This is a genomic window from Rhodanobacter sp. B2A1Ga4 (assembly GCF_018101315.1).
GTDB lineage: Bacteria > Pseudomonadota > Gammaproteobacteria > Xanthomonadales > Rhodanobacteraceae > Rhodanobacter > Rhodanobacter thiooxydans_A.
This window is the reverse complement of sequence record NZ_JADBJR010000001.1, coordinates 723,948-742,795: the sequence shown is the minus strand read 5'-3', so window position 1 is coordinate 742,795 and position 18,848 is coordinate 723,948. Positions and strand designations below refer to the sequence as shown.

19 protein-coding genes are annotated in these 18,848 nt (G+C 67.8%); 10 read left to right on the top strand and 9 right to left on the bottom strand.

What is annotated here, in order from left to right:
• Positions 1-5: 5 nt before the first annotated feature.
• The 5 genes from IMW82_RS03345 to IMW82_RS03325 all read left to right on the top strand — a co-directional run bounded on the left by IMW82_RS03345 (position 6) and on the right by IMW82_RS03325 (position 5,500).
• The gene (locus IMW82_RS03345) at positions 6-1,028 is read left to right on the top strand and encodes a glycosyltransferase family 4 protein (protein ID WP_211003853.1); all 1,023 of its coding nucleotides are present in this window, start codon (positions 6-8) and stop codon (positions 1,026-1,028) included.
• Positions 1,015-2,913, top strand: coding sequence for a nucleoside-diphosphate sugar epimerase/dehydratase (locus tag IMW82_RS03340; RefSeq protein ID WP_211003852.1), 1,899 nt, complete (start codon positions 1,015-1,017; stop codon positions 2,911-2,913). The genes IMW82_RS03345 and IMW82_RS03340 overlap by 14 nt, the downstream gene beginning before the upstream one ends.
• Complete coding sequence (gene galU, locus IMW82_RS03335) at positions 2,910-3,785, top strand: UTP--glucose-1-phosphate uridylyltransferase GalU (RefSeq protein ID WP_211003851.1); 876 nt, start codon at positions 2,910-2,912, stop codon at positions 3,783-3,785. Before IMW82_RS03340 ends, galU begins: the two co-directional genes overlap by 4 nt.
• 81 nt (positions 3,786-3,866) lie before the next feature.
• Entirely contained in the window at positions 3,867-5,156 is a 1,290-nt protein-coding gene (locus IMW82_RS03330) for an FAD-binding oxidoreductase (RefSeq protein ID WP_211003850.1), read from the top strand.
• The gene (locus tag IMW82_RS03325; RefSeq protein WP_211003849.1) at positions 5,153-5,500 is read left to right on the top strand and encodes a tRNA-binding protein; all 348 of its coding nucleotides are present in this window, start codon (positions 5,153-5,155) and stop codon (positions 5,498-5,500) included. Before IMW82_RS03330 ends, IMW82_RS03325 begins: the two co-directional genes overlap by 4 nt.
• 4 nt (positions 5,501-5,504) lie before the next feature.
• Here IMW82_RS03325 and IMW82_RS03320 read toward each other — a convergent pair whose 3' ends face one another.
• Positions 5,505-6,428: an MBL fold metallo-hydrolase gene (locus IMW82_RS03320; protein WP_211003848.1), complete on the bottom strand. Its 924-nt coding sequence runs from the start codon at positions 6,426-6,428 to the stop codon at positions 5,505-5,507.
• A gap of 165 nt (positions 6,429-6,593) precedes the next feature.
• On the opposite strand from IMW82_RS03320, the gene IMW82_RS03315 reads away from it, so the two are divergent.
• On the top strand, positions 6,594-6,935 hold the full coding sequence (locus IMW82_RS03315; RefSeq protein WP_211003847.1) for a hypothetical protein: 342 nt from the start codon (positions 6,594-6,596) through the stop codon (positions 6,933-6,935).
• Positions 6,936-6,944: 9 nt separating this feature from the next.
• Entirely contained in the window at positions 6,945-7,373 is a 429-nt protein-coding gene (locus IMW82_RS03310; RefSeq protein ID WP_211003846.1) for a DUF2231 domain-containing protein, read from the top strand.
• Here IMW82_RS03310 and IMW82_RS03305 read toward each other — a convergent pair.
• From IMW82_RS03305 to IMW82_RS03280, 6 genes are all read right to left on the bottom strand, one after another.
• Positions 7,351-7,992, bottom strand: coding sequence for a DNA-3-methyladenine glycosylase 2 family protein (locus IMW82_RS03305; RefSeq protein WP_211003845.1), 642 nt, complete (start codon positions 7,990-7,992; stop codon positions 7,351-7,353). The two genes, IMW82_RS03310 and IMW82_RS03305, sit on opposite strands and share 23 nt — an antisense overlap.
• On the bottom strand, positions 7,982-8,638 hold the full coding sequence (alkB, locus tag IMW82_RS03300) for a DNA oxidative demethylase AlkB (protein WP_211003844.1): 657 nt from the start codon (positions 8,636-8,638) through the stop codon (positions 7,982-7,984). Before alkB ends, IMW82_RS03305 begins: the two co-directional genes overlap by 11 nt.
• On the bottom strand, positions 8,635-9,366 hold the full coding sequence (locus IMW82_RS03295) for a 2OG-Fe(II) oxygenase (protein ID WP_211003843.1): 732 nt from the start codon (positions 9,364-9,366) through the stop codon (positions 8,635-8,637). The genes alkB and IMW82_RS03295 overlap by 4 nt, the downstream gene beginning before the upstream one ends.
• Positions 9,363-10,442, bottom strand: coding sequence for a bifunctional DNA-binding transcriptional regulator/O6-methylguanine-DNA methyltransferase Ada (ada, locus tag IMW82_RS03290; RefSeq protein WP_211003842.1), 1,080 nt, complete (start codon positions 10,440-10,442; stop codon positions 9,363-9,365). Before ada ends, IMW82_RS03295 begins: the two co-directional genes overlap by 4 nt.
• 93 nt (positions 10,443-10,535) lie before the next feature.
• A complete protein-coding gene (locus IMW82_RS03285; RefSeq protein WP_211003841.1) occupies positions 10,536-11,537 on the bottom strand; it encodes an NAD(P)H-quinone oxidoreductase in 1,002 nt (333 codons plus the stop codon).
• An 85-nt stretch (positions 11,538-11,622) separates the two neighbouring features.
• Positions 11,623-12,324 (bottom strand): pirin family protein, encoded by a 702-nt coding sequence (locus tag IMW82_RS03280; protein WP_211003840.1) that lies wholly within the window; start codon positions 12,322-12,324, stop codon positions 11,623-11,625.
• A 444-nt stretch (positions 12,325-12,768) separates the two neighbouring features.
• Between IMW82_RS03280 and IMW82_RS03275 the strand changes: the two genes are divergently transcribed.
• On the top strand, positions 12,769-13,158 hold the full coding sequence (locus IMW82_RS03275) for a carboxypeptidase-like regulatory domain-containing protein (RefSeq protein ID WP_211003839.1): 390 nt from the start codon (positions 12,769-12,771) through the stop codon (positions 13,156-13,158).
• 172 nt (positions 13,159-13,330) lie between these two features.
• Here the strand turns inward: IMW82_RS03275 and IMW82_RS03270 are convergent, their stop codons facing one another.
• On the bottom strand, positions 13,331-14,896 hold the full coding sequence (locus tag IMW82_RS03270; protein ID WP_211003838.1) for an SDR family oxidoreductase: 1,566 nt from the start codon (positions 14,894-14,896) through the stop codon (positions 13,331-13,333).
• Between the two features lie 305 nt (positions 14,897-15,201).
• On the opposite strand from IMW82_RS03270, the gene IMW82_RS03265 reads away from it, so the two are divergent.
• Positions 15,202-16,272 (top strand): hypothetical protein, encoded by a 1,071-nt coding sequence (locus IMW82_RS03265; protein WP_244754153.1) that lies wholly within the window; start codon positions 15,202-15,204, stop codon positions 16,270-16,272.
• A gap of 29 nt (positions 16,273-16,301) precedes the next feature.
• Here the strand turns inward: IMW82_RS03265 and IMW82_RS03260 are convergent, their stop codons facing one another.
• Complete coding sequence (locus IMW82_RS03260) at positions 16,302-17,318, bottom strand: transporter (protein WP_244754152.1); 1,017 nt, start codon at positions 17,316-17,318, stop codon at positions 16,302-16,304.
• A 395-nt stretch (positions 17,319-17,713) separates the two neighbouring features.
• Between IMW82_RS03260 and IMW82_RS03255 the strand changes: the two genes are divergently transcribed.
• The gene (locus IMW82_RS03255) at positions 17,714-18,814 is read left to right on the top strand and encodes a hypothetical protein (protein ID WP_244754151.1); all 1,101 of its coding nucleotides are present in this window, start codon (positions 17,714-17,716) and stop codon (positions 18,812-18,814) included.
• The last annotated feature ends 34 nt before the right edge of the window (positions 18,815-18,848 follow it).

Here is an 18,848-nt window from a genome sequence, read left to right as displayed (position 1 = left end):
GGAGCATGTACCTGACCACGGGATGGTTGCTGGCCAGCTTGTCGATCACCTTGCTGCTGGTGCGTGGCGCGATCGGCTATGCGCACCGGCGCGGCATGCTCGACCAGCCCGGGCAGCGCCGTTCACATCATTTGCCGACCCCGCGTGGCGGTGGCATCGGCATCGTCGTGGCGATGCTGGCCTGTCTGTCCGGCGTGCTGTGGAACCCGCCGGCGGACTGGCCCCCAAGCGTGATCGCCGGTCTTCTCGCCGCGCTCGTTCTGGTGGCGCTGGCCGGCTGGTGGGATGACCACCGCTCGTTGCCGGTTTTGCCGCGGCTGGGTGCCCAGTTGCTGGCAGTCGGCCTGTTTTCGCTGGGCCTGCTGGCCACCGGCCTGTCGTGGTGGTGGCTGCCGGTGTTGCTGCTCGGTGGCGCGTGGAGCATCAACCTGCACAATTTCATGGACGGCATCGATGGCCTGCTGGCGCAGCAGGCGATCTTCGTCGGCACAGGCCTGGCCGTGCTGGCATGGGCGGCGGCGCAGCCTGCGCTGGCCATGGCGACGGCGGCTCTTGCGGCGTCGGCGCTGGGTTTCTGGTACTTCAACCGGCCACCGGCTCGAATCTTCATGGGCGATGTCGGCAGCGGCAGCGTCGGCCTGCTGATCTTTGCCTTCAGCGCGATGTTGTGGCGCGTCGAGCCCGCGTTGCTGTGGCCGGCACTGATCCTGTCGTCCGCCTTCGTGGCGGATGCCAGCCTTACCTTGCTGACCCGCATGTGGCACGGGCGGCGCTGGTACACTGCCCATCGCGAACACCTTTACCAGTGGCTGGTGCGCCGGGGGGAAACGCATGCACGGGCGGGCATCGCCTATATGGGCTGGAACCTGCTGGTCGCGGCACCAGCGGCCTGGTTGGCCTGGAGTCATCTGCACATGGCGCTGCCGATTACCATAGCCGTCTATCTTGGAGCGGCAGCCGCGTGGCTGGCGCTGAAACGTCGCTGCCTGCGACGCCATCTGCCCAAGGCATCCCATGTCGCTGCGTAAACTCGTCGGCTTCATCCATCCGCGTATTGCCGTCGTGCTGCACGACCTGGCCATGGCCGCAATCGCCTGGTGGATCGCCAAGCTGCTGCGGTATGCGCTGAAACCCGACGAGATCGTCCATTTCAGCGCGTTCGGATTACCCATCGTGTTGCTGGTTCAGGGGCTGGTCTTCCGCTGGACCGGGTTGTACCGCAGCGTCTGGCGTTTCGCCAGCCTGCCGGATCTGTGGAATATCGTGCGCGCCGTGGTGATTGGCTCGTTGCTCATCGGCGTGTCGCTGTTCCTCTACAACCGGCTGGAGGGCGTGCCGCGCTCGGTGTTGTTGCTCTATCCGCTGGTGCTCGCCGTGCTGCTCGGCGGCCCACGGCTGGCCTATCGCTACTGGAAGGACAGTCGCAACGACCTGCTGCACAACCAGGCCGCGAAGCGGGTACTGATCGTCGGCGCGGATCGCGCCGGCGAGATGCTTTCGCGTGACCTGCAGCGTGACAACCGCTACGCCGTAGTCGGTTTCATCGACGACAGGCCCAGCCTGCGCGGCGCCAGCATCAACGGCCACCCGGTGTTGGGGCGCTTCGAGCAGTTGCCCGAGGTTGCCCGTGAAGTGGCAGTCGACATGCTGTTGATTGCGCTGCCGGGTGCATCGACGAGCGAGATGCGCCAGGTGGTTGCGCTGTGCGACGCCACCGACCTGCCATACCGGACGGTGCCGCGGCTGGAGGACGTGGTGGCCGGCCGCGCCCAGTTCAACCAGATCAAGGAAGTGGCGATCGAGGACCTGCTCGGCCGCGACACGGTGGAACTGGACTGGACCGCGATCCGCGAAACATTGAGCGGCAAGCGCGTGCTGATTACCGGCGGCGGCGGCTCGATCGGCTCGGAACTGTGCCGCCAGGTCGCCCGACTGGGCGCGCAGTCGCTCGCCGTGGTCGAGCAGAGCGAGTACAACCTGTACCGGATCAGCCAGGAACTGCGCGCGCATTTCCCTGAGCTGATCCTCGATGGCATCCTCGCCAACTGCGGCGACCCGGCTGCCATGCGGAAGGCGTTCGCGGAACTCCAGCCGCAGGTGGTGTTCCATGCCGCCGCCTACAAGCATGTCCCGATGCTGCAGGGGCAGCTTCGCGCAGCGTTCCGCAACAATGCACTGGGCACGCGCACGGTGGCTGATGCGGCCTGCGAAACCGGGGTCGAGTGCTTCGTGCTGATCTCCACCGACAAGGCGGTCAACCCGACCAGCGTGATGGGCGCCAGCAAGCGCATCGCCGAGATCTATTGCCAGAACCTCGATGCGCACGCCGATACCCGCTTCATGACGGTGCGCTTCGGCAACGTGCTGGATTCGGCCGGCTCGGTGGTGCCGCTGTTCCGCCGGCAGATCCGTGACGGCGGCCCGGTCACCGTGACACACCCGGAAATATCGCGCTACTTCATGACCATTCCCGAGGCCTGCCAGCTGATCCTGCAGACCGCGAGCATCGGCAAGGGTGGCGAGATCTTCGCGCTCGACATGGGCGAGCCGGTGAAGATCCGCGACCTGGCCGAGCAGATGATCCGCCTGGCTGGCAAGAAACCGGGCAGCGAGATCCCGATCGTGTACACCGGCCTGCGCGCAGGTGAAAAACTGTTCGAAGAACTGTTCCACCCGCTGGAAAACTACAGCGCCACCGCGCACGCCAAGATCTTCCTGGCGCAGCACCGCGAAGTGTCGTGGGAACTGCTGCAGGCGCTGCTGCACAAGGCTGCCGAAGCAGCGAGCGTTTTTGATGAGGAAGAACTTCGCCGCTGCGTATCCAGCCTGCTGCCTTCGTTCCGCTGGAGCGAAACGGTACAGCCGGACAACGTGGTGTCGATCCGTCGCGCCAACCCGGAGATCAATGAGTGAGCAAGCCCCTGCGCAAAGTGGTGTTTCCCGTCGCCGGCCTCGGCACGCGTTTCCTGCCGGCAACCAAGGTGGTCGCCAAGGAAATGCTGCCGGTGCTCGACAAGCCGCTGATCCAGTACGCCGTCGATGAGGCTGTCGATGCCGGTGCCGACACGCTGATCTTCGTCACCAACCGCTACAAGCACGCGATCGCCGACTATTTCGACAAGGCCTACGAGCTGGAATCGAAGCTGCAGGAGAAAGGCAAGGCCGAACTGCTGGCGCTGGTGCAGGGCACCTTGCCACGGCACGTGCGGGCGATCTTCGTGACCCAGCCTGAGGCGCTTGGCCTGGGCCATGCCGTGTTGTGCGCCAAACCCGTGGTCGGTGACGAACCGTTCGGCGTGATCCTGCCGGATGACCTGATCTGGAATGCCGCCGGCAAGGGCGCGCTGCGGCAGATGGCTGACCTCGCCGAGGCGCAGCAGGCCGGCGTGATCGCGGTGGAGGAAGTTCCGCACAGTGACACCGACAAGTACGGCATCGTCGACGCCACGCCGGTCGACGAACGCAGCGCTCTGATCCGCAGCATGGTCGAGAAACCCAAGCCGGCCGACGCGCCGTCGAACCTGGCCGTGGTCGGGCGTTACGTGCTGCCCGGCCGTATCTTCCAGCTGCTGGAACAGACCACGCCGGGTGCCGGCGGCGAGATCCAGCTCACCGACGCAATCGACGCGTTGCTGAAGGAGCAGGGCAAGGTGCTGGCCTATCGCTTCGAAGGCATCCGCTTCGACTGCGGCAACAAGGCAGGGCTGGTACGCGCGACCATGCACATGGCGCTGCAGGATCCGAAACTCGCGCCCACCGTGCGAGAGTTCCTCGGCCGGCTTTGAACCGCTGCTGCGCCAGCCACGTCCGGGGATGAGGGCTATGCTTGTCCGGTCACGTACGTCGGTGTCGGCCATCCACGCAGCATGAAACCCTCCTCCCCCACGTCCTACTACCGCGCCACGGCAACACCGTACACGGCATGGGCGCCGCTGTCGGGCAGCGCGCACGCGCGGGTCGCCGTGATCGGCGGCGGCTTCGCCGGTCTGAACACCGCACTGGGGCTGGCCGAGCGCGGCGTGCGCGACGTGGTGCTGCTGGAACGCGAGCAGGTCGGCTTCGGCGCCTCCGGCCGCAACGGCGGCTTCGTCTTCGCCGGCTACTCGCTGGGCGAACAGTCGCTGCTCGACCAGTTGGGCGAGGCGCGCGCGCAGGCGCTGTTCAGGCTCACCACCGAAGCAGTCGGGCGGATCCGCCAGCGCGTCGCCGGCTACGCGATCGCCTGCGATATGGTCGACGAGGGCGTGATCTGGGCCAACTGGTTCCGCGACCCCGCCGTGCTGCGCCAGCGCCAGCGGTTGCTGGCCGACCATTACGGCGTGCAATGGCAATGGCTGCCCGAGACCGAACTGCGCGCGCGCATCCGCAGCGAGCGCTATCACGATGGTCTGTACGAACGCGACGCGCTGCACCTGCACCCGCTCAACTACGCGATCGGCCTGGCCGCGGCGGCGGCCGGGCAGGGCGTGCGCATCCACGAGCACAGCGGCGTGCGCAGCCTCGCGCGCGAGGGCCTGCAGTGGCGCCTGCGTACGGCGCAAGGCGAACTGCTGGTCGATCAGGTCGTGCTGGCCTGCGGCGGCTACCTGGCCGGCCTGCAGAAGCCGATCGACCGGGCGATCCTGCCGATCGCCACCTACGTGATGGTGACCGAACCGCTCGGCGTCCGGCTGGACGACTGCCTGCATACCCGCGCGGCGATCTACGACAGCCGCTTCGCGTTCGACTACTATCGCGCGCTGCCGGATACGCGGCTGCTGTGGGGTGGACGCATCTCGATCCTGGATCGTTCGCCGCGTGCCGTACAGGGACTGCTGATGAAGGACCTGTTGCGGGTATTCCCGCAGCTGAAGGGCGTGCGCATCGACCACGCCTGGTCGGGCCTGATGAGCTATGCGCGCCACCAGATGCCGCAGATCGGCGGCAACGGCAACGGTCTGTGGTGGGCCCAGGCCTTCGGCGGGCACGGTCTGGCGCCGACCTGTGCCGCCGGCGAACTGCTGGCGGCGGCGATCGCCGCGGGCGACGACCGCTGGCAGCAGTTCGCCGACTACGGCCTGGGCAGCACGCACCGCCCGTTCGGTTATCTTGCAGCGCAGGCCAGCTACTGGTGGCAACAAAGCCGCGACTGTCTGAAAACGAGGCTGGAAGGATGAGTGCAACGAATCACGCCGAAATCAGCTGGGCCGATTTCGAGAAGGTCCTGATCGTCGCCGGCACGGTGACCAGGGTCGAACCGTTCCCCGAGGCGCGCAAGCCGGCATGGAAGGTATGGGTGGATTTCGGGCCCTACGGCGAGAAGAAGACCAGCGCGCAGATCGCCGCGCTGTACCAGGCCGGTGACCTGCTGGGCCGGCAGGTCGTGGGCGTGATCAACTTCCCCGAAAAGCAGATCGGCCCGTTCCGCTCGCAGTTCCTGCTCACCGGCTTTCCCACCGACGAGGGCGTGGTGCTCACCGCGATCGAGCGGCCGGTACCGAACGGTACGCGACTGACGTGAGTCGTCAGCGGTCCAGCCACACCACCAGCCCCTGCGCATTCAGCTCGATGTCCATGCCCAGCAGTTGGCGCAGCGCGCTGCGCCCCTGCTGCCAGCCATGGGCCTCGGCGCGGGCTGCGTAAAGGTCGGTGAGCGACTCCATCAGCGCGACATGCCGGTCAGGCTTGCCATGCGCGGCGAGGGCGAGATCCACCATCGCGTCGATCTGCGCATGCAGGTCGGCGGCCAACCGTTCGACGCCCTCCACCCGGCCGTAGTGGGTGAGGTACATCGCCTCGGGTTTCAGGGCGAGCAGCCGCTCGATCGACGCATGCAACGCCGGCGGATCGAACTGCACCGGCGAGGTGGTAGGCAGGATGAATGGGCCGTTCGCGGTGTCGAAATCGCGATATGACAGACCGAACACGTCGCCGGTGAAGCAGGCGTTGGCGTGCTCGTCGTACACGGTAAGGTGGTGCTTTGCGTGGCCAGGCGTGTCGATGCAGCGCAGCGGCCGGCCGCCCAGATCCACCACATGCCCGTCCGGCGCCTCGATGACGCGCTCGGCGGGGATCGGGCGCAGCCGGCCGTAAGTCTGTTCCATCACCGACTCGCCGTACACCGCGCTGGCGCCGGCCCACAGCACCGAGGGATCGATCATGTGCCGCGCGCCGCGCGGATGCACCACCAGCTTCGCGTTCGGCAGCCGTGCGATCAATTCGCCAGCACCGCCGGCATGGTCCAGATGCACGTGGGTGAGGATCAGCCAGTCCACCGCGGTCGCGGTGATCCCCACCTCGTCCAGCGCCGCCAGCATGCGTGGCACGGCGAAGTTGGTGCCGCAGTCGACGAAGGCGCCGCGGCCTTGTTCGACGACAAGGTAGGCCGCGTCGAACTGCGGCCGCACGAAGCCGGTATCGATGGTGTGGATGCCGTGGGTATGTGTCATGCCTGCCTCGCGAACCGGACGATCCAGGGAGGGTAGCAAGCTGCGGCGGGATGGGCACTTGCACCATGGTCGAGCGCGGGCCGGGGTGCGGGAACCTTTGGGCGTGCCGCCGCATCCGATCGGCAGCCACTCACTTCATCAACGTGCCACTCGGGGGGGAACGACATGCTGCTCTATGCGATTCTGATTTTTGCGATTGCCGCCATCGGCGGTCTGGTGCTGGCTTCCAGCGTGCTGCGCGGCAGGCTGGCGCCGTGGGCGATCTCGGTACTGCATGCGCTGCTCGGTGCCAGCGGTCTGATCTTGTTGATTCTCGTGGTGCTGCAGGGTGCGGCGCCGGGACGGCTCACCGCGGCGCTGGCCCTGCTGGTGCTGGCGGCGCTGGGCGGCTTCTTCCTCGCCTCGTTCCACCTGCGCAAGCAGGTCGCGCCAAAGGCCGTGGTATTCGTGCACGCCGGCGTGGCGGTGGTCGGCTTCCTGACCCTGCTCAGCCTGCTGCTGGCCTGAGCTGACGCCATGCGCCACCCACTGCATCCGGCCCTGGTGCATTTCCCGATCGCCTGCTGGTCGCTGGCCACCGCGGCAGATCTGGCCAGCCTGCTCATGGGCGAACCGGCGTGGCGCTTCGCCGGCATCGTGTTGCTGGCGGGGATCGGTTTCTCGATTCCTGCCATGCTGGCCGGCTTGCTCGAACTGGCCAGGCTCGACGGGGACAACCCGGCGATCAGGGACGTCAACCGGCACATGCTCATGGTGATGGCTGCGCTCTGCTGCTACGTGGCCAGCCTGTTCCTGCGCCTGCACGGCACGCACTTCGTCGCGCCTGGCCTGTTGGCGATCGGGCTGAGCGTGCTGGGCTTCCTGTGCCTGGGCGTGGCCGGCTGGCTGGGCGGCAAGCTGGTGTATGGACACCGGCTTGGCGTCAGCCCGCTGCCGCCCGCCTAGCCTTCGCCTTCGGCGGCCGCGGTACGCGCCATAGAAACCAGGCGGCAGCGGTGCGATGCGGGCTCCAAGCGGCGCCGGTCGCCGCCAGCGCCTTCGGTGCGGGCGCCGTTTCCAGCGACTTCAGCAGGCGGTAACCCTCGCGCACGCCGAAGTCGTCCGCCGGCAGGATGTCGGGCCGGTCGAGGCTGTAGATCAGGAACATCTCCACGGTCCAGCGGCCGATCCCTTTCAGCGCGCTGAGCCGGGCGATCAGTTCTTCGTCCGGCAACGCCAGGGCCGCGGACAGGTCCGGCACCACACCCTCCAGCGCGGCCGCGGCAATGCCGCGGATCGTCTCGACCTTGCGCGCCGAAAAACCGCAGGCGCGCATGGCGTCGAAGTCGGCATCGCGCAATTGCGTCGGCGACGGAAATGCCCGCTTCGGATGCAAGGCCAGCAGCCGCGCCAGGATCGCGTCACCGGCCTTCACATGCAGTTGCTGGTAGGCCACCGCACGCACCAGCGCTTCGTACGGCTCGCGCGCCGGTTTCGGTTCGTGGCCGCAGGGGCCGACCTGCGCAACCAGGCGTGCCCAGTCGACGTCTACCGCAGCCAGGAAAGCCGCGGCGTCAGCCGGCACGACGAAACGTCAGGTTGATGCGGACATCGCCCAGCGACTCGTGGTGATTCGGCTTCAGCGGCAGCACGCCGTGATAGCGCAGCCGCGCCGGGCCGCCCCATACCACCACGTCGCCGTGCGCCAGCGGCACGCGCTGCGCACGATCGCAGCGTTGCAATCCACCGAACAGGAACACCGCCGGGATGCCCAGCGAGACCGACACGATCGGTTCGCCCAGGTCGCGCTCGTCGCGGTCCTGGTGCAGGCTCAGCCGGGTGCCGGCTTCGTAGCGGTTGACCAGGCAGGCATCCGGCACGAAACCGGCAAAGCCGGCGTGCGCGGCGGCGGCATCGGCCAGTTGCAGGAAAGCCGGCGGCATCGGCGGCCAGGGCCGCCCGCTGTCCGGATCGATCGGATCGTAGCGATAACCGCGGCGATCGCTGACCCAGCCCAGCGGCCCCGCATTAGTCATCGCCACCGACATGCGAAAGCCACCGGGCGTGACCAGATGGCGGAACGGTGCCTGCGCCACGATCGCATCGAGCGCTTGCAGCAACGCCGCCTCGCTGGCCAGGGCAAACCCGCGCAACACCATCGCACCCTCGCACAGCGGCTGGTCCTGGCGAACAGGGGCGGGTGTAGCAGCGAACAGATCGGCAGTGATCATGTGGCGTCGTGAAAGATGATGCCAAGCGTATGGCGCTGGCCGCTGCGCACCCGGCTGACGCCGTGGCGCATGTTCACCCGGTAGCTGCCGCGCGTACCTTGCACTGGCCGCTGGTGCACCGCGAACACCACCGCATCGCCCTGGCGCAGCGGCACCACTTCGGCGCGCGACTGCATGCGCGGTCGCTGCTCGGTCAGCACGAATTCGCCGCCGTTGAAGTCGCGCCGTGGCTCGGACAGCAGGATCGCCAGCTGCAGCGGAAACACGTGCTCGCCGTACAGATCCTGGTGCAGGCAGTTGTAGTCGCCGGCGCCGTACTGCAGCAGCAACGGGGTAGGGCGCCGCTGGCCGGCGGCGTGGCAGCGTTCGACGAATTCGTCGTGCGTGGCGGGGTAGCGAACGGCGCTGTCCAGCGCCGCGTTCCAGCGGTTCGCAATCGGCACGAGCTCCCGATAGACCGCGCCGCGCAGCTCGGCCACGAGCTCAGGCAACGGGTAGTCGAAGTAGCGGTATTCGCCACGGCCGAAACCATGACGGCTCATCACCACGCGGCTGCGGAACCAGCCATCGTCCGCGTACAGGCCAGCCAGCGCTACGCACTCCTGCGGTGACAACAGGGCTTCCAGCATCGCGCAGCCGTGTGCGTCGAGTTCATCGGCGATGCCGGTCCAGTCGTATGCCCGCAGCCGCGCATCGACTTTGGGGACGGGGCGCAACTGCGCATTCATGCCTGCGCCTCGCGATCCAGCAGCGCGCGCTTGCGTGGCACGCCCCAGCGGTAGCCGGACAGGCCGCCGTCGTTGCGCACCACGCGATGGCACGGGATCGCCACCGCCAGCATGTTGCTGGCGCAGGCCTGCGCCACCGCCCGCGACGCCGTAGGCGAACCGATGCGCCGTGCGATCTCGCTGTAGCTGGCGGTACTGCCGGCGGGTATCTCGCGCAGCGCCTGCCACACGCGCTGCTGGAACGCGGTGCCGCGCACGTCCAGCGGCAGGTCCAGGCCGATCGCCGGCGCCTCGACGAAGCCGACCACCTGCGCCACCAGTTGCTCGTAGTCGTGGTCGCCGCCGATCAGCCTGGCCTTGGGAAAGCGATCCTGCAGGTCGCGCGCCAGCGCGTCCGGATCGTCGCCGAGCAGGATCGCGCACACGCCGCGTTCGCTCTGCGCCACCAGGATCGCACCCAACGAGCATTCGCCGATGGCGAAGCGGATGGCGCTGTCGGCGCCGCCGGCGCGATAGCTGGAGGGCGTCATGCCCAGCACCTGGTCGGCGGTTTCATAGAAACGGCTGCTGGCATTGTAGCCGGCGTCGAAGATCGCCTCGGTCACCGAGGCGCTGCGCCCCAGCTCGCTGCGCACGCGACGGCTGCGGTGCGCCGTGGCGTACTGCTTCGGGGTCACGCCGGTGACGGCCTTGAACACGCGGTGGAAGTGGAACGGGCTGAGCCCGGCCGGCTTCGCCAGTTGTTCGAGGGTGGGCATCAACTCGGCCTGCTCGATCGAGCGGCAGGCGGCGGTGACCATCACCGCATGCTGCTGCGCCAGCGATGGCTGGTCGGGTTTGCAGCGCCGGCACGGGCGAAAGCCGGCGCGTTCCGCCTCGGCGGCGGTGGCGTGGAACGTCACGTTCTCGGGCCGGGCCGGGCGCGCAGCGCAGGACGGGCGGCAGTACACGCCGGTGGTCCGCACCGAATAGAAGAAGCTGCCGTCGGCACGCGCGTCGCGCGCCTGCACCGCGGCCCAGCGCGGGTCGGCGACGATGGTGGCGGCAAGCGCGGTCTGTTTGTCGGAGGTTTTCATGGCTGTTCCTTGCGGAAGATTATCTCGTGCAGCCAATCTACGGATCGGTCGGCCCCGCCACACCCCGGGTCTTGCGCTCGAATTCGAACCGGCTCACCACGCCAGCACGAGCTTGCCGATATGCGCACGGCTTTCCATCAGCGCATGCGCCCGGGCCGCTTCGGCGGCGGGAAAGACCTGGTGGATCACCGGCCGCACCGTGCCGGCTTCGAGCAGCGGCCAGACCTTTTCGTATAGCTGAACGGCAAGCGCGGCCTTGAAGGCCACGTCGCGCGCGCGCAGGGTGGAGCCGGTGAGGGTCAGTCGCCGGCGCATGATCGTACCCGCGTCGATGGTGGCCTTGCTGCCACCCAGGGTGGCGATGAAGACCAGCCGACCGCCTGTGGCCAGCGCGTCGATCTCACGCGGGATGTAGTCGCCGGCGACCATGTCAAGGATCACGTCTACACCGTGGCCATCGGTAGCCTGCTTCACCACGGCGACAAAATCCTCGTCGCGATAGTTGATCGCGCGTTCCGCACCGAGCCGTTCGCACGCTGCACATTTCTCCGCGCTGCCGGCAGTGGCGAACACCCGATGGCCGAACGCATGCGCGAGCTGGATCGCGGTGACCCCGATGCCGCTGGAGCCACCCTGCACCAGCAGGGTTTCCCGTGTGCCGCCTTCGCCGCGGCCGAGCTGGCCACGTTCGAACACGTTGCTCCACACCGTGAAGAAATTCTCCGGCAGTGCCGCCGCCTCGACCATCGAGAACCCTGCCGGTACCGGCAGGCATTGCGGCAGTGGCGCCACGGCGTATTCAGCGTAGCCGCCGCCGGCGAGCAGGGCGCAAACAGGGTCGCCCGGCCTGAGACCGAACGGGTTGTTGCCGCTGAAATCGCCTTCGACCAGAATGCCCGCCACTTCGAGGCCGGGCAGGTCGGAGGCACCCGGTGGCGGCGCGTAGTTGCCCTGGCGCTGGAACACGTCCGGCCGGTTCACCCCAGCCGCGGCCACCTTGATCAGCACCTCGCCCGACCCCGGTTGCGGGATCGGGCGTTCGACCAGACGCAGCACGTCGGGATTGCCGGGGCGAGTTATTTCGATGGCTTGCATGTGCTGGAGCGCCCTGTGTGCGAATGCCTGCAAGGCGGGCCACGCCCGCCGTTCGCGCACAGGGTGCGCTCCTGCGGCAGAGGGCTCAAGCAGCCACGTCGACCAGCACGAGTTCCGCATCTTCCAGCGCGGTCACTTTCAGCGTTGCCTCGTCGCGGATCGCCGCGCCGTCGCGGGCGTCCAGCTTCACGCCGTTGAGATCCACCTTGCCGGTGGCCGGCACCAGGTAGGCGTAGCGGCCGCGGGCCAGCGGGTACTCGGTGCTTTCGCCAGCCTTGAGCGTCGCGCCCAGCACGCGCGCGTCGGTGCGCAGCGGCAGCGCCTCAGTGTCTTCCTTGAAACCACTGGCCAGCGCCACGAAGCGGCCCGAACGATCGCCCTTGGGGAACGGCCGCGCACCCCACGATGGCGACTTGCCGTTCTCGTCGGGGATGATCCAGATCTGGAAAATGCGCGTGGTCACGTTCTCCTTGTTGTACTCGGCGTGGGTGATGCCGCTGCCCGCGCTCATCACCTGCACGTCGCCGGCCTCGGTGCGGCCTGCATTGCCCAGGCTGTCCTGGTGGCTGATCGCGCCCTCGCGCACGTAGGTGATGATCTCCATGTCCGCATGCGGATGCGGCGGGAAGCCGGTCTGTGGCGCGATGGTGTCGTCGTTCCACACGCGCAGCGCGCCCCAGCCCATGCGCTTCGCGTCGTGGTAGCCGGCGAACGAAAAATGATGCTTGGCCTTGAGCCAGCCGTGGTCGGCTCCGCCGAGACTGTCGAAGGGTCTGCGTTCAATCATGGCGTTCTCCTGAAGTCGTTTCGCGCCGTACTGGCGCCGGCACGAAACATGAGGCTGCGCGCCGCGACTTGAAATGTGCGTGCAGGAAACGGACTGTCGCTGGATCGTGTCGCTCCGTCCGGCCTGGCTTGCCGGTCGCTGAAGCGAGGTCCCCTGGGAACCGGCCTGCACGTGCCAACGGTCATGCCACCGTGGGCGCTGATTCGTGACCTTTGACCCTTCGACGAATGCCGCACGCCGGCATAGGCTGCATGCGCCAGCCGGCATCTGTGACATCTGCCATTTGCCGGATGGCTGTGGACGGAAACATGAAGCCTCGTGCACGGGTTCGCTACGCGCATGGCAGGTCGATGAAGCCGTCCGCTACTCCCCATGAGCCGATTGCCGGAAATGATTTCTGCAGGCTCGTATCCCCATGGTCGTTACAAGAAATAAGGATGTCACATGAACAACAGCATGCACATCGAGCACCCTCGCTCCGTGCACCGTCGCGGTTTCCGGGCATGGAGCCTGGCGTTGGCGGTCGTCATCGGCGCCGGGTCCGTGGCGGTCAACGCGCAGTCCACTACAGGGCATGTCTTTGGCATGGCCCCGGCAGGCCAGACCATCACCGCGAAGAGCACCACGAACGGGCTCAATCGTCACGTCAAGGTGGATGACAAAGGCCGCTACACCCTCGGTGCACTGCCGGTTGGCGTGTATACGGTGACGCTGGAGAAGGACGGGCACGCCGTCGAGCAGCGGTCGAACGTCAAGCTGGTGGTGGGTCGCGGCATCAATATCGACTTCACCTGCCCGCAGGGCGGTTGCGCGCAATCCACAGGCAACGAGTAAGCGGCGAACAGGCCCGGAGTGGCGTCGGTTTTCCTGGATCCACAGGGGAACCACGCAAATCCGGCCTGGTTGCGATCCTGCAGGCTGAAGTTCACGTCCGTGACAGGATGCCCGGTGCCGAAAGCATCGGGCATCCTGCTGTGCGGTCCGGCCGTTTCGGCAACGGCCGGCCTCACCAATCCGTCGGCCGGTAATCCTTCAGGAACTGGCCCCACACGTGCTCGCCGGTGTTGATGCCGTGGATGATCGGGTCGACGATGCGCGCGGCGCCGTCAACGATGTCCAGCGGCGGGTGGAAGCGTTCCTGCAGCACCTTTTTCGCGGCCAGTTCGGCGGGGTCCTCGTCGGTCACCCAGCCGGTGTCGACGCTGTTCATGTGGATGCCGTCGTTGTGGTAATCGGTGGCCGAGGTGCGCGTCATCATGTTCAACGCGGCCTTGGCCATGTTGGTGTGCGGGTGGCGGGTGGTCTTGAAGCTGCGGTAGAACTGGCCTTCCATCGCCGACACGTTGACGATGTGCTTGTCGCGCTCGCCCGTGCGCAGCATCAGCGGCTTCAGCCGCGCGTTGATGATGAACGGCGCGATCGCGTTGACCAGCTGCACCTCCAGCAATTCCACCGACGGCACTTCGGCCATCAGCAGCCGCCACGAGTTGCGCTGGCGCAGGTCGACCTGCTGCAGGTCCTGGTCGAGCCGGCCTTCGGGGAACAGGTGGCTCTGCGCCAGCAGTTCCTCCGGCAGCAGCGGCAGCTGTGACAGCTCGGCGGCGCGGGTCAGACCCGGCAGGTTCGCCGCGGTGCCGGCCTCGGGCAGGATGTTCGTGCCGCGCAGGCCTTCGTAATGGCCGACCAGCCGGCGCACGTGCTCGGGCAGCTCGTGCAGCGCGGCGGTCTCGCCTTCCATCATGTGCGCGTAGAACTCCGGCGGCCGGCGCACGGTCTGGCAGGCGTTGTTGATGATGAAATCCAGCCGCGGCCGGGTGGCCACCAGTTCCTGGCAGAACGCCTCCACGCTGGGCGTATGGCGCAGGTCCAGGCCGTAGACCTGCAGGCGGTCGCCCCATTCGGCAAAGTCGGGTTCCTCGGCGTAGCGCGCCGCCGAGTCGCGCGGGAAGCGGGTGGTGACGATCAGCTCGGCACCGGCGCGCAGCAGCTTCAGCCCGGCCTGGTAGCCGATCTTCACGCGGCCGCCGGTGAGCAGCGCCACGCGACCGCGCAGGTCCGCCAGTTCGCCGCGCTTGGCGTAGTTGAACACGGCGCAATCCGGGCACAGCTGGTCATAGAAGAAATGGATGGCCGTGTACTTCTGCTTGCACACGTAGCAGTGCTTTGGTTCGACCGACTCGCGCGGCTGTGCGGCGTCGTCCTCGGGCGCGACGTCGCGCGGCAGGAACCCCTTCGGCACGAACACGTTCGGCGTGGTGAACACCGGCCTGCGCCGCAGCGTACGGATGCCGGTCTGGTTCAGCACCGTTTCCTCGGCTTCGACCTTGCTGGCATGGCGTGCCTTCTCGGCCGCCTTCAGCTTGATCCGCCGCGCCACCGGGTCGGGGTGGTAGACCTGCGCCACCGCCTGGTGCAGGCGCTGGCGGTCGCCTGCCGGCAACCGGTCCAGCAGCTGGCGGTCGGCCGCCACCGATTCCAGCAGCTCCGCCGCCGCACGCAGGCGTTCCAGCAGGGCGGCGTCCGCGTCGTCGGGCAGGGGCGTGGGGGCAGGCGTGGTGGTCAAGTGAGTCATCCGTAGTCGAGCAAGGAGCGGGCAGGCGTGTCGCCAACCGCCTATTTTGCCTGCTTTCCGGCCTGGCCCGGGAAATGTCGCCCGGATGTGCCTGGCGCGCGGCCCGCTCCAAGCAGACCCGGAGTTCGATTATTGCGCGGCAGCGCACACTTTCATGGCACGGGTGATGCAAAAGTGGCGCCGTGGCCGTCCAGGCGGGACGGTGTGAGCGGTATCCGGGCAGGGCGAGCGCCGGCAGAGTCGGGCGCCGCAACTGTCCTCAAGCGAGTGAAGGTTGTTTTGTGAGTGTGTCGATAGCCGCAAGCATGCAAGTGAAAGAAGCCGCCCCGGCCAAGTCTGTCGCTGTTCCTGCTCCATCAGCCGATGCCCTGCTGGGCGACCTGCCCACGGCCCATCGCGCGTTGCCGATCGGCCACCGGATCGCCGGGCAGGGCTGTCATGGCGCGAAAGCCGCCATCCGGCCCGGCAACGCCGGCCACAGGACCCGCATCCGTTTCGTCTACTTCCCGCGAGCCGAGTACGACCGTCAGGCCGCCTACCACCAGCACCTGGTCGTCGCTGAAATCCTGCTTGGCCGGGTGTTGGCCGCCCGCGCCGCCGGCCTGCGGGCCATGGCCCCTTCGCTCGATTACACCGCTGAGGCGCGCGTCACGCTGCGGCCATCGCGAAACATGTTCCATCCGGCCACGCTGGAATACCGCCGCTGGTATCGCGCGGACGGCACGGCGCGGGTGCAGCCGCTGACCCGCGAGGCGCTCTCGCTGCGGCTGGCCGCCGACGATAACCTGTCGATGAAGGAAGCGCGGGCCCGCGTCGCGCGTCGCTCGCACGCACTGCCGGCCATCGACCAGGCATGGCTGATCGACCGCCGCCACACCCCGCTGGCACGACGCCCGCTCAACCAGGTGGAATGCCGTGCCCTGGCCGATGCCCTCGACGGCATCTGGCAGGCATCGACCGGCGCCTCGCACGTGGAACACGCAAACCGCCGGATCGCGCTGCGCGTGGTTGCCACGCTGGGCGGCCTGCTGGACGAATACGTCGCGTCGCCGTTCAAGTCCGCAGCCTTGAGCGAGGCCTTCAACGAACACCACCTCGCCCACCTGCGCCAGACCATCGAGAACTCGCGCCAGGCGGAGTCCACCTCGGGCACCTTGCTGGCCGGCCCGAAAGCCTGGTTCGCCGCCAAGACCGCACGAATGCGGGCCGAGCACCAGATCGGCCTCGCCATGTCGCCGACGGCGCTCCCCGCGATGCGCCTGTCGGGACGCCCGATGATTGCCGTGGTCGGCGGCCGCCTGCACACCTTCGTGGACGGCCAGCGCCCCGGTGTCCGCAGCACGCCGACGGTACCGGGCGGCGTGTTGTTCGGCTGAGCGGCAAACCGCCCGGTTCTCCTGCGGCCTCAATGCACGTAGTTGATCGCCAGCGCCGGCGTGATCGTGGTCGCAGTGTTGTGCCCGCCGGTGATCACGCGGGTGCCAAACAGCACACCAAGCCTGGGACTCCAGCTGTATTCAACCGCCGGGGCGAAGCCGAACGCCTCGCTGGAACGGCCGTCCAGACGCAGCGGAGATGACTGCGCATCGTCCACGCCATAGCCGCGCACGCGGGCGCCGTGGCTGCGCCGGTAGGTGACGTCCAGCGCCAGCACCCAGCGCTGGCTCAGGCTGTATTCCCACGCCGCATCGACGTAGAACGAACGGCCCGGCCGGGCATGCCCGCGAAAGCCATCCTGGGTGCCATAGACGCTGATGTCCTCGACCCGCGCCCGCGTGGAGAATGACTGTGCCACGTTGAAGCGCATGCGCAGGATGCGGCCGTTGGCCAGCCAGAAATACGTTTGCGTGTTGACCTGCAGCGTGGTGGTGGTCGCGCCGCTGCCCAGGCCGTTGCCGGGGCGCCGGCCCAGCCGGTCGTACTTGCCGCTCGGCAGGGTTTCCTGCAGCTGCAGCGAGATCGTCGGCCGCGAACTGCCGGCGGGTACGTCGGTGAGTCGGTATTGCGCCTGCACGCTGACATCGCCCAGCCCGATGCCGCCGCCGGGGCCGTCCACGCGGTTGTAGCCCAGCACCGGCACCAGGCCAAGGGTCAGCCGGTCGGTGATGCCATAGAGCATGTAGGTGAGCGAACCGTAGCCATCCGCATGGGGCGAGGAGACGTCGTAGACATACGGCTCGATCAACACATGGCCACGCGGCAGGGTGGCAGCGGAATTCGCCAGCATCGGGCCAGTCCACCAGGCGTCGTCCTGCGACTGGCGCGGCGGCGGCGTCAAGGACAGCGGCACGATGGCGCGGGACGGGACGTCCTGCGCCCGTGCAGCGAGCGGCAACAGCGCAGCGCAGGACAGGCTCCATGCCAGCCGCCGGCGCAGGCAGCGCTGGCGTGGAGTCGGAGTGGCTGCCGGGGGCGTCGTCATGGGCGGTCTCGCGTCATCGTCTGATTACGGTTTGGCACCGGTCATCGTCCGTGTTTTCCGCGGAGTTGCCAGCCGGCTGCACATCACACGCCATGGTGCCTTCCGGCGCCTGTGCCGGAAGGCACCATGGCAACGTCGTGGGGTCATCACGATCGGCTTTCTGCACCGGTCGTGCACCCCGCTTTTTGCGCCTTGACGACCACAATCTGTACGCCGCCGGCCAGCCATTGCGCGCATGCATCAGGTTTCCCGTGGCACGATCCCGCGTTCACCTGCAGGACATCCTGCGGCTTCGACACTTCATGGTCTGAACGGCGGGAGCAGTAGTGCGATACGGCAAATCCGAAAACACCGCGCGCGGGAGCAGATCGCTTTCGCACACCGCATTTTGTGGCTTGTGGCTGCTGGCTTGCGCCAGCACGGTCGGCATGGCGCATGCCAATGACGCCACGGTGCGCAGCGACGGGGACACCGTCCCGCCGCGCATGGCCATCCAGGTCAAGGACGACCGCATGACGGTGGCGATAGCCGGGGCGCCGCAGGTCCACCTGTACGGCGTGATCGACGCCGACGCGCCGCAGCGGTTCGAGGCGTTGCTGAAGTCGGGGAAGATTCCGCCCGGGTCCGATATCTATCTGAATTCCTCGCAGGGCGAGCCGGCTGCCGGCATGGCGCTGGGGCGGCTGTTCCGCGCCGGCTCGATGACGACGCACCTTGGTACGCCGTTGCGCAAGCGCCGGGGTGGGTATCGTGGCGTGAAAGCGGCCGTCTGCAGCGGTGCCTGTGCCTATGCCTACTTCGGCGGCCTTTATCGGTGGGCCCCCACTGGCAGCGACCGCATCGGCCTGGTCCGCCCCCAATCCGCAGACAACGCGCCGAGCCAGCCGGCGGGTGGCGAGGCGGACGCGTACCTGAAGGACATGGGCATCGACCTCGATGCGCTCGCGCCGCTGCCGCCGTCACCCGCCGACGCGCCGATCTGGCTGACCGCGGATCAGATGACCCGCGCCGGCCTCGCCAACAATGGCCGGCTTCCCTTGACGACGAAAAGCTGGCTGCTGCCGCCGGCGCCTTTCCTGGAACTCCATCAGGAAAATCGCCGTGGCAACCATCGGCTGGTCCTGCAATGCCGGCCGGGCAGCGTGACGCTGACTGCGTACGATCTGGTGGGGGCGACCCGCGCCAGGCAGATCGTGGCGCACGAAACGCGATCGTATTTCGAGGTCGACCGCCAGGAAGTGCTGGCCGCGCCGCGTGGTGCCGCGCGCGTCGTCGATGATGCCGTGGTGATCAGCCGGCCCTGGCCGCCCACCGAGCTGGGGCGACTGCTTTCGTCCATGTCCATCGGCGCCTGGGTCGGCGGCCGGCGCAGCGCCTTCCGCTACGGCACCACCTTCATGCTCTATCCCGCCCGGCACGCCATCAAGGATTTCTACAACGCCTGCTGGCGCGCCGCGCCGTGGCCGGCGAGACCGGTGCCGCAGAAGAAAGGGTGAACCGGCGTACGCCGGCTGGTGAGTGATGGCCGGC